The following is a 14,613-nucleotide window of genomic DNA, read 5'->3' as shown; positions in this document are numbered from 1 at the left end:
GAAGGTCGGCGGTGGTTATGCCGGTCGCTGAACGCCGTTCTGTGCCCGCAGCCGGTCGACGGCCTGTCGCAACAGGTGTTCCGTTCCGGTCCAGCCGAGGCAGCCATCAGTCACCGATACGCCGTAGCGCAGCGATGGGCTCAAGGGCTGGCAGCCTTCGAACAAATGGCTCTCGATCATCATGCCTATCAGCGATCGATCGCCCTGCAGGCGTTGCTCAAGCACATCGTTGAATACGGCGGGCTGACGAGCCGGGTCTTTGCCGCTGTTGGCGTGGCTGCAGTCGACCATGATCCGTGCGGGGATCTTGAGTCGGGTCAAGTCGCTGTTCACTTGGGCGACGCTGTCGCGATCGTAGTTCGGCCCGCGATGACCGCCGCGCAACACCAGATGGGTGTCGGGATTGCCCGGGGTTTGAATGATCGCAGGATGCCCCTGGCTGTCGACACCGAAATGACGATGCGGGTGGGCGGCCGAACGCATGGCATCGCTGGCAACGGCCACGCCGCCATCGGTGCCGTTCTTGAATCCGACGGGCATGCTCAGGCCGCTGGCCATTTCCCGGTGGATTTGCGACTCGGTGGTACGGGCACCGATGGCGACCCAGCTCAGCAGATCGTCGAAGTAGCCGGCCGCCATCGGTTGCAACAGTTCGGTGGCAATTGGCAAGCCGAGGTGCAGCATCTCGCGCATCAGTTCACGGGACAGGGTCAAGCCGCCGGCCATGTCATCGCTGCCGTCAAGCTGCGGGTCGTAGGCCAGGCCTTTCCAGCCGACCGTGGTGCGGGGCTTTTCGACGTAGGCGCGCATTACCAGCAACAGCTGGTCGCTGACTTCGGCGGCGAGGCGAGCGAGGTTGGTGGCGTATTCGAGGGCGGACTGGGGATCGTGAATCGAGCAAGGGCCGACGATGACCAGCAGACGGGAATCTTCACCGTTGAGGATCGCGCGGACCGCGTCGCGGTGGGCGGCGACTTGCCGGGTCAGGGCGTTGTTGAGGGGCAGTTGCTGCTTGAGTTGCAACGAGCTGGGCAGACGCAGGGTCAGCGCTTCATTGGCGGGACTCAAGGTGGACAGCGGCAGAGCAGAGACGGACGAGTTCATATTCAGGCTTCCTGGGCTGGCGGCGGGTTCGTTCCCGCGCGCTCGGCCCTACTGGGGTGTTCGACAATTGGCCGGATTGGCTGCGTGTGTGTGCTTGCCACCTGTGGGTGACCGATCGGAGGCGGCAGGCTGTCCCGAGCGGAGGCTGCTAAATCGCCAGGCGGAAAAACTGTCGTAACGGTAATAAGTGGCGTAGTTCATTTCGTAAATCCTCTGGTTGTCTGGTGTGTCGCAAAAAAATCAGGGGCTGAAAAAACAAAACCCCCGGTCGGGAAGCCGACCGGGGGTTGAGAATTCTCTGGTGGCGACCCGTTTAAAGTGGGCGCCGTGTGGGTATCAGGCGCGCCAGTGGCTAAACCAATACCCAAAATAAAAGCTGACCGGAGCACAAACGTCAGTCGCCCGGGCAGCCGTAACCGAGCGCGAGGCGCTGGCGATACGAAGCTGTGAGAGGGCGTTGAACATGGTCTGTCTCCGATGAATGCCCCGAGCTTACTAGAGGCTGGTGCGCGGTTTCAATCAGAAAATGCTATCGATGACCGATCACCTTTTCTATCGCTTGAGTGGTCGAGGTTTGTGACACACTTTGGGCGTCGCTCACGAGTGATGTCATAAGGGCGAACCATGACGACTCTGATCGTTGGCACCTGCGGAGGTTTTAATGGCTTTTGACTGGCGCCCGGCAACATCCGGCGACCTTGATTTCGCTCGCGAACTGACCTGTCGCAACATGCTCCGCTATTACATTCAAAATGACCTGCTCTGGCAGGACGAGGCGTTCGATGTCGCCTGGGCCGGGCGCGAGAACTGGTTGATTGTCCGGGACGATGTCTTGCTGGGTTATGTGAGCCTCAGTCGCGACTCCAGGGCTTTGTATATCCGCGAATTGCACGTGCTGGAAGCGTTTCAGGGGCAGGGTGCCGGTTCCTGGGCGATCGATCAGGTATTGACCATGGCGTGCAAGGAACGGCGTCCAGCATTACGCCTGACAGTTTTTGAAACGAATCCGGCCAAAGCGCTGTACGAGAGAAAAGGACTGAAGGTAGCCGGCCAAGACGAGTGTTTCCTGAGAATGCAGCGTGATCTCGATGAGCTGTATCGCTGAAACACGCTAGCGACAAGCCTTTCAAGATGTATTGAAACTTTTTATATAGCGCTTGCCGCTAGGTCTGCCAGTCGCTTTTTGCTAAGGTGTCCGGCAACCCAATAAGACCATATCGCGAGGTGTCTGCTTGATTAGGGTGCTAGTAGTCGATGACCATGATCTCGTTCGTACAGGCATTACACGAATGCTGGCTGACATCGATGGCCTGCAAGTAGTCGGCCAGGCTGAGTCGGGGGAGGAATCCCTGCTTAAAGCGCGTGAGTTGAAACCCGATGTGGTGCTGATGGACGTCAAGATGCCCGGGATCGGCGGTCTTGAAGCCACGCGCAAGTTATTGCGCAGTCATCCGGACATCAAAGTCGTCGCGGTCACCGTGTGCGAGGAAGATCCATTTCCTACGCGGCTGCTGCAGGCCGGTGCCGCCGGTTATCTGACCAAGGGCGCCGGGTTGCCGGAAATGGTCCAGGCCATTCGCCTGGTGTTTGCCGGGCAACGCTACATCAGCCCGCAGATTGCGCAGCAACTGGCGATCAAATCCTTTCAGCCGACCAACGATTCGCCCTTCGACGCGCTGTCGGAACGCGAGATCCAGATCGCATTGATGATTGTCGGCTGTCAGAAAGTCCAGATCATTTCCGACAAGCTCTGCCTGTCGCCCAAAACGGTCAACACTTACCGTTACCGCATTTTCGAGAAGCTCTCGATCAGCAGTGATGTCGAGCTGACGCTGTTGGCGGTGCGTCACGGCATGGTCGATGCCAGCCTCTGAAAATGACCGAAGTCTTTGATCCAGGCGCTTTTCTGTCGACCGTCAGTGGGCGCCCCGGCGTCTACCGCATGTTCGACAGCGATGCTCGCCTTCTGTATGTCGGCAAAGCCAAGAACCTGAAAAATCGCCTGTCGAGCTACTTCCGCAAATCCGGTCTCGCGCCCAAGACGGCGGCGCTGGTCGCCCGTATCGCCCAGGTCGAAACCACCATCACGGCCAACGAAACGGAAGCCTTGCTGCTTGAGCAGACGCTGATCAAGGAGTGGCGTCCGCCGTATAACATCCTGCTGCGTGATGACAAATCCTACCCTTACGTCTTTCTTTCGGATGGCCAGTTTCCTCGTCTGAGCATTCATCGCGGTGCGAAAAAGGCCAAGGGCAAGTATTTCGGTCCGTATCCCAGCGCGGGCGCGATTCGCGAAAGCTTGAGCTTGCTGCAAAAAACGTTTTTTGTTCGCCAGTGCGAAGACAGCTATTACAAGAACCGCACGCGCCCTTGTCTGCAATACCAGATCAAGCGCTGCAAGGCCCCGTGTGTCGGGCTGGTAGAGCCCGAAGTGTATGCCGAGGACGTTCGTCACTCAGTGATGTTCCTTGAAGGCCGCAGCAATGCGCTGACCGACGAGTTGTCCGCGGGCATGGAAGAGGCGGCGATCAACCTCGAGTTCGAGCGCGCCGCCGAGTTGCGTGACCAGATTTCGCTGCTGCGTCGAGTCCAGGATCAGCAAAGCATGGAAGGCGGAACCGGCGATATCGATGTGATCGCTGCGTTCGTCAATCCGGGTGGTGCCTGTGTTCACCTGATCAGCGTGCGCGGTGGGCGGGTGTTGGGCAGCAAGAACTTCTTCCCTCAGGTCGGCATCGACGAGGACGTTTCCGAGGTCATGGCTGCCTTTCTCGGCCAGTACTTCATTACCAGTCCTGAGCGCGACCTGCCGAGCGAACTGATCGTCAACGTGGTTCACGAAGACTTTCCGACCCTCATTGCGGCCATTGAAGAGCTGCGCGGTCGCGAGTTGACCATCAGCCATCGGGTACGGGGTACGCGAGCACGCTGGCAACAATTGGCGGTCACCAATGCCGAGCAGGCGTTGGGCGCGAGGCTGGCCAACCGTCAACACGTCGCCGCGCGTTTCGATGCCCTGGCAGAAGTCTTGAACCTGGACGAGCCGCCACAGCGCCTGGAGTGCTACGACATCAGCCACTCCAGCGGCGAAGCCACCGTGGCGTCGTGCGTGGTGTTCGGTCCGGAAGGCCCGATCAAGTCCGACTATCGTCGTTACAACATCGAAGGCGTCACCCCGGGCGACGACTATGCGGCCATGCACCAGGCCCTGACGCGGCGCTTCAGCAAACTGAAGGACGGGGAGGGCAAGTTGCCGGACATTCTGCTGGTGGATGGCGGCAAGGGTCAGCTGTCGATGGCCCGCGACGTGCTCAATGAGCTGGCGGTGCCTGACCTGATTCTGCTGGGCGTGGCCAAGGGGGCGACGCGCAAGGCCGGTTTTGAAACCCTGTACCTCAACGACGCAGCTCACGAATTTACCTTGCGCGGTGATTCCCCCGCGCTGCATCTGATTCAACAGATACGCGATGAAGCCCACCGTTTCGCCATTACCGGGCACCGGGCCCGCCGTGGTAAAACCCGGCGCACCTCGACACTTGAGGGCGTTGCAGGCGTCGGACCGACACGCCGCCGAGATTTGTTAAAACATTTTGGTGGATTGCAGGAGCTGTCTCGTGCCAGCATCGAAGAGATCGCCAAAGCACCCGGGATCAGTAAAAAGCTCGCAGAGTTGATTTATGCAAATCTGCACAGCGAGTAGAATGCCACCTCACCTCGTAGCCAGTTGTGCCGATGAATATCCCTAATCTGATTACCGTTCTACGCGTCCTGCTCATCCCGATCTTCATTTTACTGTTCTACCTGCCGTACCAATGGAGCTACATGGCCTCCGCTTCGGTCTTCGCATTTGCCGCCGCCACAGACTGGCTGGACGGTTATCTGGCCCGTCGTCTGGAGCAAAGCACACCATTCGGGGCGTTCCTTGACCCCGTGGCTGACAAGCTGATGGTGGCCGTTGCGCTGGTGTTGCTGGTGCAAGAACACGGCAACCTGTGGCTCACGCTGCCGGCGGCCGTCATCATCGGTCGCGAAATTGTCGTCTCGGCACTTCGCGAGTGGATGGCCGAACTCGGTGCACGGGCTCACGTTGCCGTGTCGAACCTGGGCAAATGGAAAACCGCCGCGCAAATGCTGGCGCTGGTGATCCTGCTGGCCAATCCATCGGACTTTACCTTCTGGGTCTTGATCGGTTATGCCTTGCTGCTGGTATCTGCCGGACTGACATTGTGGTCCATGGTCCAATACCTGCGGGCTGCCTGGCCGCATCTGAAGACCGACGTGGAAAAGAAATAAAACTTTTTTGAATCAAAGGGTTGACGGGGCTTCTGGATTCTATAGAATGCGCCACACCAAGACGCGGGAATAGCTCAGTTGGTAGAGCACGACCTTGCCAAGGTCGGGGTCGCGAGTTCGAGTCTCGTTTCCCGCTCCAGATGTTGTTTTGCAGAGCTCCATTGAGCTCTGCAAATCTAGAAAATAGAGGCTTCGGCCTCTTTTTTCGTTCCGGCGAATTCTACCGAAATCTACCTGCAGCCACGAATTTTAAGTACATCAATAAGTACATTGAAATCCGGGCTTTGCTGATAGCCGTTTCCAGATAGATGACGCATCGCCGGACCTGTACATCTCTCCTCAATCGAACGAGACGAGGAGATGTATTCATGCCTTTGACTGATACCACCGTTCGTAACGCCAAACTCTACGAAAAAAACTATACCCTCAAGGATATGGATGGGTTGTACTGTTTGTTACCGGATTGGTATGTGGATCTAGGTGTCGTTTCGGTGTACTTCTCGTCCCGAAAAGCTTTGCCGGCCAAAACACGAGTGTTCGTGGATTTTCTGCTGGAGCATTTTCAAGGATCGCTCAGCCAGCGTTTCCGTGCCGATTGAGCGCCCAACCTCGGTTGGGCGCCTTCTGACTCAGCCAGTGTGATGACTCTTTGCAAGGCCGTAGATGGATGTGTCGATGCCTTCGAAGCGCGCCTTTAACTGCAACGCCAGATACAGCGAATAATGCCGTGACTGGTGTAGGTTGCCACCGTGGAACCAGAGGTTTTCCTGCTGTGTGGGCTTCCACATGTTGCGCAATTCGCCCTCATACGGACCAGGATCATTCGTGGTTCCAGACCCCAGTCCCCAGCAACGGCCGACCTTGTCAGCGACTTCCTGGGAAATCAGCTTCGCCGCCCACCCATTCATTGAGCCATAGCCCGTGGCGTAGACGATCAGATCTGCAGGTAGGCGGCTGCCATCGTTGAGGACGACGGCATCTGCTTCGATGCGTTCGACACCCAGGCCTGGCGCGCTTTTGAGCTTGATCGTGCCGTTAGCGATGAGTTCGCAGGCGCCGACGTCGATGTAGTAACCAGAACCACGGCGGACGTACTTCATGAAAAGGCCAGATTCGTCATCACCGAAATCGAGCATGAAGCCGGCCTTGGTCAAACCCTCGTAGAAGTCCTTGTCACGCTCCTTGATCGCCTCAAAGATCGGTTGATGGAAGCTTGGCATCACTTTGTAGGGGATAGAGGCGAATAGCATGTCAGCCTTGTCGGTGGTCAAGCCTGTCTCCAGGGCGTCTTCAGAGTAGAGCCCGCCGAAGACCAGCTCCATCAAGCTGTCGGAGCGTACGATGTGGGTGCTGGAGCGCTGCACCATGGTCACCTCGACACCGTTCTCCACCAAGTCGGCGCAGATATCGTGAGCAGAGTTGTTGGCACCGATGACAACCGCGCGCTTGCCGCGCCAGGCGTCCCCGCCGGGGTGGCGGCTGGAATGGTGCTGCTGGCCATTGAAAATCTCAGCACCCGGGTAAACAGGAACGTTGGGGACGCCAGACATGCCAGTGGCGAGGATCAACTGTGTAGGCTGTAAAGTCACACGCTCGCCATCGCGCTGCACTTCAACCTTCCAGGTGCCACTTTGCTCGTCAAAGTTGGCACTCACGCATTCGGTACGCGGCCAATAATTGAGCTCCATGACTTTGGTGTACATTTCGAGCCAGTCTCCAATCTGGTCTTTTGGGGTGAAGACTGGCCAGTGATCGGGGAAGGGCAGGTAAGGCATATGGTCGTACCAGACAGGGTCGTGCAGGCACAGCGACTTGTAGCGACCGCGCCACTGATCGCCGGGACGTTCGGCTTTGTCGACGATCAGAGTTGGCACGCCCATTCGCTTGAGCCGCGCAGCGAGCCCCAGCCCACCTTGGCCGCCACCAACGATCAGGCAGTAAGGTTGGGTGGTAATGCCTAGCGAAGCTTCTTCATCTTGGCGACGCTCTAACCAGTTGCGTTTGTCGGCGTGGGTGTGACCATGACTTGCACCCATTGGACGACGGCGGCCACTGGGTTCTTCAAAGCCTTTGAGCTCGCGCATGGCTGTCAACAGCGTCCAGCACACACCGTCTTTTAGGCGAACGTAGCCTTTACCTCGCGCCGCTTCGGTTTCCAGGCTGATCCAACCTTCGAGCACACCGTCATTCAGCGTCGCTTCACCTTCCAGTTTCCATCGCTCAGGACGAGTCTGGTCGAGGCGTGCTTCGAGCATGTCTCGGATGGCAGGCTTGCCTTCGAGGGTCACCAGGTTCCAGCTGAAAAGTAGCAGGTCACGCCAGTGACACTCTTCGGCAAACAGTTCCAGTACGCCGTCCACATCACGTTGGGCGAGACGCTCGCCGAGGTTTTCGACCCAAGCCGCGAGTTGAGCAGTTGGCGTGTGCAGAGGTGTTTCAACAGCGATGTTCATGGGGCTTCTCCGATCTTGTTGTTTTTGTACAACTTGCCCCTGAGCAAGGCTCGGGCCACCTTCGCGAAAGCCCCATTGCAGAGCGGCTGCTGCGGTGTTGCTCAGGCTTGGATTCGCAGATCTGTCACGATTCTGAAAATGGTGGATGACAGAGTGTCACTCGGTGCAAAAAGCGCTGGTTGCGATCTTTTCATATAAGCTGCGAACAGACCCGTGTCCTAACCGTAACGGAGAACAAGAATAATGAAGTCGGCCTTGATCAACGCCCATGCACAACAAGTGCTGCAAGCCGTGCAGGGTACTCACGCCACCCATGGCCCTATTGCTGACTTGGCCATCACACGATCCTGGCGCCGGTGCCTGGATCAATATCAGCTCGATCCTGCCAGTCGCCGCGCACCTAACGTGGTTGAGCATCCACGCTTGCAGGATCACCGCGCGCCACTGGAACACATCATCGCTGTGGCTCACTGGCAGATGAGCAACTTGCACCAACAGCTCGGACGTGATGGCCACGTGGTGCTACTCACCGACGCTCGCGGTGTGGCGATCGACAGCGTGTTCAATGACTCCGAACGAGCCGAATTGCAGCGTTCCGGACTGTGGCTCGGTTCGGTATGGAGCGAGGATTGTGAGGGAACCAACGGTGTCGGCACCTGCCTGGTCGAGCGACAGCATGTCACTATCCGTCGTGATCAACATTTCCGTGGCAAGCATGCCGGCTTAACCTGTTCGGCCAGCCCAATATTTGATGCGAGCGGAGAGTTGCTCGCCGTTCTTAACCTCTCTTCTGTGCGAGAAGAACAAGGTCTTCAGCAGCACTTCAAAGCAATGGCATTGACCAACCTGACGGCCCATTTGATCGAGAGCTGTTATTTCCTGGGGCATGATCCGCAGCGATACTTGCTGCGCTTCCACCCGGAGTCCGACTACGTCGGGCTGTTGGGGGAGGGGTTGCTCAGTTTCGACGAGAGCGCTTGTATCTGTTCAGTCAATCATGCGGCGCTCGAGCTGCTGGGCCTCAGCCGTGAGCAGGTGGTTGGGCAATCTCTGACGATGCTGCTGGAGACACCTCTCGATCAGGTGATGAGTCAGGCCAGCTCGCAGCCAAGTGTCTGCTGGCCAATGCGGCTGCTGGACGGACGCCAGCTCTACGGACAGTTGCGAGAACCCTTACGCCGAGTGCCTTCCGGCACTCCTGCAATCCCCAAAATTGACGACGGGCAAGTGTGTCTCGAAGATCCGCGCTTGCAACGCGGCTTTGCTCGCGCATTGCGTGTTTTGGAGCGTGACGTACCCGTATTTTTACAAGGTGAAACCGGTACAGGCAAAGAAGCTTTTTCTGCTGCGCTGCATCGCGCCAGCTCCAGGGTTAGCCAGCCGTTTGTAGCGATCAATTGCGCGGCCATTCCAGAAACGCTGATTGAGAGCGAGCTGTTCGGCTATCACGGCGGCAGCTTTACTGGCGCACGCAAGGAAGGAATGATCGGTAAGCTGGAGCAAGCCCATGGCGGCATTCTATTTCTCGATGAGATCGCCGATATGCCCCTGGCGTTGCAGACTCGCCTGCTGCGGGTGCTGGAGGAACGTCAGGTGGTGCCCCTAGGCGGCGCGACGGCACGTCCGCTCGATATTCGCCTTATCAGTGCCAGCCACCAGGATCTGCACACCTGTGTGGTCGAAGGGCGTTTTCGCGAAGACTTGTTTTATCGCATTGCCGGTTTCTCCGTGCAGCTCCCACCGTTACGTGAGCGTTCAGACAAGGGTCGTTTGCTCGACCTTCTACTGCGCGAAGAGACAAAAGATGCAAGGATTCGGCTCGAGGCCGGAGTTAGAGAGCGCTTGCTGACGCATCCTTGGCCGGGTAATGTCCGGCAGCTGCGCACGTGTCTGCGCACACTGATAGCGTTGTCGATAGAGGGACGTGTCACTCTGGAGGACTTGGCGGAGTTGCTACCGGCAGTTCCAGCCGTGTTAGCCGAAAACCCACTTGGAGTGTCTGAACGGCAGACACTGCTAACGTTGATTGAGGCGGAACATTGGCACATCGCTCATGTCGCCGCCCGCTTGGGGATCAGCCGTAATACGCTCTACCGCAAACTGCGCCAGCATGGTATTTCGCGCCCCGGTTGAATGCCGAACCGCTGTGTCTGACTGACGTCTTGAAGGATACCGGCCAAGTGATGTCGGTTTGAGTACATAAGCCCCAGACGTCTATTTTCCTGACTACCAGGGCAGTGCGGACTGCCGTAGGTTCTGGCAGCACTTGGCAGGGGCAAGTGAACGTGTTGTGAAGCGCAACAAGCAATCACAGGAGGTCTGGCTGGAGGCGGGCTACAACCCGGACCAAGCCTTAGCTTTCTTCACCTCACGTCGAGCTGCCATGAGCTCATCTACGAGACTCTGCCGCACATCCTCCTTAAGCGATGGATTAGAACATCGCCACAGCTGCCCTTTGACAACAAAGTAACGACCGTCAGGTGTTACTGGGTTCATTCCACACCTCCGATCTTCCAAAGGGCGCTCGTTCAATGAAGTCACAATGGATGACTACCTAAGTTCTCGGGTAGGACGGCGGTTACGTTGTTTAACCCCAAGCAGTATCCCTGGTATTAGCACTGTGCCCGTCGCGCTTTTTCGTCAGCCTTGATAGCTGATGTGCGATACGTCAGCAAAACGATACAGGTGACCACAATCGCCCCACCCAGAACCTGCCCCGCACTGAGCATCTGATCCAGCACAATCCAGCCCATCAGCAACGTCGCCAGCGGCTCGATGTTCATTACCGGCGCATTGCGTGGCATGTCCAGCCGAGGCACCAAAATAAACAGTACGATAAAACCCGTGCCGTACAGCACCACCAAGGTGGCAAGGGCCAACCATCCGGTTGACGTCGCGGGCAGATTTAGTCCGCCTGGAAGGGCGCCAGCCAACCCCGCAAGATTGACGCTGCCGAATACGATAAAAATGGTCAACAGACTGCGCACCGAACCACGTACCTGAGACAACTTGTGGTCAGTAATCCACAGCGCGCATGCGAACACGCTGGCGGCGCAGAACGCGAACGCGACGCCCAGCAGCCATTCTTGGCTGACGTTGGTCGTGGTCGACACACGCCCGGGGACATCCAACACAAACACCAGCCCAACCAGAATCAAACCCATCAACGTAGCGGTGCGTGCAGTCGGTCTAGGGCCACCCACTACCCAGGTGAGCAACGCCAGCAAGATAGGAAACACGTTGGCCACCAGCAGCGCCAGCGCCACTGGGATCCGTGCTACAGCGGAGTACAGACACAGGCTCTGCACGGTAATCAGAAGGCCCAACAGCAACTGCCAGTGCCAGGTACCCGGCGGCGGACGCAGACTTTGTTTTTGCCACAACACCAGAATGGCGAGCACCAGCAAGGTCCCGCCAGAACGCATCAAAATCGCCAACAACACACCCGCGCCATCATCAAAAGCGACCCGTGCCGCCACATGGTTACCGGCGAACGCGCAGCCCATGCACAAAAGTATGATCACGGCGAGATGGCGGGGGAAGGGCGGCGGTATGGTTTGGGCATACGTAGGGCGGGGCATGGCAGGTCTCGAAGAGTGATAGGCCGACTCAGGTGGCGGGGGCATTTTTATAATGTTGTCGTACAACTGGATTGGTTTGTATCGTATTCGAGTAGGCCGGGCAAGAGGGTTTCGAGCGTTGCAGGCTCTGGTATTGCGTTGGAGGGGTGATTTTTGCTTCTTTGGTTAATGATTGGAGATCGTATGACTAGGGTGCGCAGGCCTATTCCGACCATATTTTTGCTGGTTATGGCGATAAAAATGTTCGGCCAGACGAGAGCCTTTCAGGCCCTCTCCAATTGGCATACATCTTTAAACTAGCTATTCGCTTGAGGACTTGCTTGTCCGTTGCTTACCTTGAACCGATCCACGCTGCTCGACGCAAAGCGTGAGTTCCATGATGGCGGCCTCAAAGGCAAGCTGGTTCTGATAGATCTTGAGTAGCAGGGAAGGGAGCAGATCTGAATTTGGCATCGCGAATCCTCCGTCGAAGAGATCGGCGTAGCAGCACGAAAGTTTTTAGGACTGGAAGATCTTTCTAGTAGGGCAGAGCAATCCGCAGACCGCACAGGTTTTGATCGGTAGTTCACTCTTCTTCAAAACGACTCCCCCGCATCGATTTTGGCGAGCAGTTTCTGGCCACGATCCCAGAGTGCTTGCTGCTTGGATTCAGTCATACGATCGAGGTTTTTATAGACCATGCCCATGCGCTGATTGCTGCGCAAAAGGTCGCCGTGACGCATTAGAAAATGCCAGTAAAGCGAATTGAAAGGGCAGGCGTCGTCCGTCGTGCTTTCACTGACTTTGTACGCGCAGTTACGGCAGTAGTCGGACATACGCTTTATATATTGGCCACTGGCGCAGTAAGGCTTGGAGCCCAGGTAACCACCATCGGCATGCATGACCATGCCCAATGTATTGGGTAGCTCGACCCAGTCGAATGCGTCCATGTAGATCGCCAGGTACCAGTCGCAAATCTGGCTCGGTGCGATGCCCGCCAGCAACGCAAAGTTGCCGGTGACCATCAACCGTTGGATATGGTGGGCATAGGCATGTTTCAAACTTTGGCCGATCGCCTGGCCCATGCAGTTCATCTTGGTGTCGCCTGTCCAATAGAACTCTGGAAGCGGCCTGCTGTTGCCAAACAGATTGCCGCCGGCGTAGTCGGGCATTTTCAGCCAGTAGACGCCGCGTACATATTCACGCCAGCCAATGAGTTGACGGATAAAGCCTTCGGCAGCGTTTAATGGAATGCTGTGCGCCCAGTAAGCAGCCTCGACGTCGCTGCACAATTGACGCAGATCCAACAGGCCAATATTCAGCGCGGCGCTGATCCGTGCATGGAACAAGAAAGGTTCATCACTGGCCATCGCATCCTGGTAGTCGCCGAAGGCTGCCAGACCCCAGTCAAGGAAGTAGTCCCACAGCGCTTGGGCATCGGCGTGAGTCACCGGGTAGTCAAAAGTGTCGAGGGCGCCGTAGTGGCTGGAAAAGTTTTTTGCAACCAGCGCCAGCACGTCCTGGGTGATGGCATCGGCCGAAAAACGGAGGGGTGAGGGGGCTCTAACGCCTTTAGGCAGTGCCTTGCGATTTTCGGCATCAAAGTTCCAGGCGCCGCCGACCGGGCTGCCATCGCCGTTGAGCAACAAGCCACTCTTGCGTCGCATCTCGCGGTAGAAGAACTCCATGCGCAGCTGCTTTTTGCCTTCGGCCCAGGATGCAAATTCGAATCGGGTGCAGTAAAAACGGGTATCGGTATGCCACTGAATCGCCAAGCCGCAATCTTTGAGCGACTGCTCCAGGCGCCAGTCACCGCATTCTGTCAGGTGCAACTCATCCGGCTGCAGCAGCGACTGCCAGCGCCGTAACTCGCCCGGCACCGAGCCGCTATTTTGCGGATCATCGAGCGTGACGTATTGCACGCGAATGCCACGCTGCTGCAATGCCTCAGCAAAATGGCGCATGGCACTGAAGATCAGTGCGATTTTTTGCGGGTGATGGGGCACATGACTGGCTTCCTCCATCACTTCGACCAGTAAAACCGTATCACGCTCGCTGTCCAGCCCCTTCAATGAGGCCAGGTCAAAAGACAACTGGTCGCCCAAAACCAGGCATAGTCGGTGAGTCTTATTCATTCGACAGAGTCCAACGGAAGGTGACTCACCAAGGCGCAGTCAGCGAGAAAGGAATGCGTAACGGCTCAATGCGCCCTTCACGTGAGCCGCACATCTCGTCATGGACGCACTGCTGCACAAGCACGCAGGGGAATGGCGGGACAAACTGCAACAACTCACGCAGGTGATTGATGGAGCGAAGGTGCATAGGCTTCGCTGTATCGTCCAGCAACGTGAACTGGCCGTGATCCAGCCCGACTCGCGCCAGATAAAAACCGCCTTCCAGAGACAGCAGCTCCAACTCTCGTACTTCGCCATTGGCGGCCCGTTCGGTCAACGCTTGCAGATTCAAGGTTCACTCCCTGCCTACCACGGTAGGCGTTCTCCGTTATAAGCAAAGAAATTGCCGCTGTCGGCAGGCGCCAAGCGGTCAATCAGTGATAACAATTCGCGGGCAGCGAGGCTTGCAGGCCTGGCGGCAGAAGCGCCTTTAAAGGGCTGGGACAGGCCCGAAATGACCGTGCCTGGATGAAGACTCAGCAAGCGCGTCTGAGGGCGTGTTCGGGCTAGTTCAATCGCAGCCGTTTTAATCAACATGTTCAACGCTGCCTTGGAGGCGCGATAGGCATACCAGCCGCCCAGACGGTTATCGCCAATACTGCCGACCTTGGCGGAGAGCACGGCCATTGCGCCGCGAGCGTCAAGCAAGGGCAAGAAGTGACGCAAAATCAGTGCAGGCCCGAGTGTGTTGACTTGGAATATCGCCTGAAGCGCATCCGCTTCAATAGAGGTGTAACTTTTTTCAGGCTTGATGTCTTCGCGATGAAGCAGGCCGGCAGCATGCAAAATCAACTGATACGGGGCTTCTTCGGCTAATTCGGCGGCTGCGCTGGCGATACTGTCGGGCTTTTCCAGATCCAATCCTGGAGCACTATTGCGCCCCAGCTCACGAACAACCGAGCATCGTGGATCTTCGTTGAGCAATTCACAAAACGCCGTGCCGAGCGCTCCACTGGCGCCTATCACCAAGGCGCGGTAGCCGTAGCCGAGTGAGTTCATCTCAAAGGAACTGTTCATTTTGCCTCTCCC

At 57.2% G+C, this 14,613-nt stretch carries 12 protein-coding genes and 1 tRNA gene; 7 read left to right on the top strand and 6 right to left on the bottom strand.

The genetic code is table 11. The features are described 5' to 3' along the window. Positions 1-15 precede the first annotated feature (15 nt). Positions 16-1,104: a 3-deoxy-7-phosphoheptulonate synthase gene (locus HP062_RS06650; protein WP_172791107.1), complete on the bottom strand. Its 1,089-nt coding sequence runs from the start codon at positions 1,102-1,104 to the stop codon at positions 16-18. 661 nt (positions 1,105-1,765) lie between these two features. Between HP062_RS06650 and HP062_RS06645 the strand changes: the two genes are divergently transcribed. From HP062_RS06645 to HP062_RS30975, 6 genes are all read left to right on the top strand, one after another. Continuing rightward, positions 1,766-2,209 (top strand): N-acetyltransferase, encoded by a 444-nt coding sequence (locus HP062_RS06645; RefSeq protein WP_172791106.1) that lies wholly within the window; start codon positions 1,766-1,768, stop codon positions 2,207-2,209. Between the two features lie 127 nt (positions 2,210-2,336). Next, complete coding sequence (gene uvrY, locus HP062_RS06640) at positions 2,337-2,978, top strand: UvrY/SirA/GacA family response regulator transcription factor (protein ID WP_008015884.1); 642 nt, start codon at positions 2,337-2,339, stop codon at positions 2,976-2,978. A gap of 2 nt (positions 2,979-2,980) precedes the next feature. Beyond that, positions 2,981-4,804, top strand: a complete 1,824-nt coding sequence (gene uvrC, locus HP062_RS06635) for an excinuclease ABC subunit UvrC (RefSeq protein WP_010460831.1) — start codon at positions 2,981-2,983, stop codon at positions 4,802-4,804. A 32-nt stretch (positions 4,805-4,836) separates the two neighbouring features. Beyond that, a complete protein-coding gene (pgsA, locus tag HP062_RS06630; RefSeq protein ID WP_010460829.1) occupies positions 4,837-5,397 on the top strand; it encodes a CDP-diacylglycerol--glycerol-3-phosphate 3-phosphatidyltransferase in 561 nt (186 codons plus the stop codon). 63 nt (positions 5,398-5,460) lie between these two features. Then, a tRNA-Gly gene (locus HP062_RS06625) sits at positions 5,461-5,536 on the top strand. Positions 5,537-5,765: 229 nt separating this feature from the next. Next, on the top strand, positions 5,766-5,996 hold the full coding sequence (locus HP062_RS30975; RefSeq protein WP_256666111.1) for a hypothetical protein: 231 nt from the start codon (positions 5,766-5,768) through the stop codon (positions 5,994-5,996). Between the two features lie 30 nt (positions 5,997-6,026). Here HP062_RS30975 and HP062_RS06615 read toward each other — a convergent pair whose 3' ends face one another. Further along, complete coding sequence (locus HP062_RS06615) at positions 6,027-7,850, bottom strand: NAD(P)/FAD-dependent oxidoreductase (protein WP_172791105.1); 1,824 nt, start codon at positions 7,848-7,850, stop codon at positions 6,027-6,029. A gap of 243 nt (positions 7,851-8,093) precedes the next feature. On the opposite strand from HP062_RS06615, the gene HP062_RS06610 reads away from it, so the two are divergent. Next, on the top strand, positions 8,094-9,983 hold the full coding sequence (locus HP062_RS06610) for a sigma-54-dependent Fis family transcriptional regulator (RefSeq protein WP_172791104.1): 1,890 nt from the start codon (positions 8,094-8,096) through the stop codon (positions 9,981-9,983). A 479-nt stretch (positions 9,984-10,462) separates the two neighbouring features. On the opposite strand, the gene HP062_RS06605 is transcribed toward HP062_RS06610, so the two are convergent. The 4 genes from HP062_RS06605 to HP062_RS06590 form a co-directional block, all read right to left on the bottom strand. After that, complete coding sequence (locus HP062_RS06605; protein ID WP_083376601.1) at positions 10,463-11,431, bottom strand: DMT family transporter; 969 nt, start codon at positions 11,429-11,431, stop codon at positions 10,463-10,465. A gap of 575 nt (positions 11,432-12,006) precedes the next feature. Then, a complete protein-coding gene (locus HP062_RS06600) occupies positions 12,007-13,545 on the bottom strand; it encodes a cryptochrome/photolyase family protein (protein ID WP_172791103.1) in 1,539 nt (512 codons plus the stop codon). A 25-nt stretch (positions 13,546-13,570) separates the two neighbouring features. Then, positions 13,571-13,876, bottom strand: coding sequence for a DUF6482 family protein (locus tag HP062_RS06595; RefSeq protein WP_010460813.1), 306 nt, complete (start codon positions 13,874-13,876; stop codon positions 13,571-13,573). A gap of 14 nt (positions 13,877-13,890) precedes the next feature. After that, the gene (locus tag HP062_RS06590; RefSeq protein ID WP_172791102.1) at positions 13,891-14,601 is read right to left on the bottom strand and encodes an SDR family NAD(P)-dependent oxidoreductase; all 711 of its coding nucleotides are present in this window, start codon (positions 14,599-14,601) and stop codon (positions 13,891-13,893) included. Positions 14,602-14,613: the final 12 nt, after the last annotated feature.

The organism is Pseudomonas sp. B14-6 (assembly GCF_013260315.1).
In the GTDB taxonomy this organism is placed as follows: Bacteria; Pseudomonadota; Gammaproteobacteria; order Pseudomonadales; family Pseudomonadaceae; genus Aquipseudomonas; species Aquipseudomonas mandelii.
The sequence above is the reverse complement of the archived record's forward strand: the minus strand, read 5'-3'. Positions and strand labels throughout refer to the sequence as shown.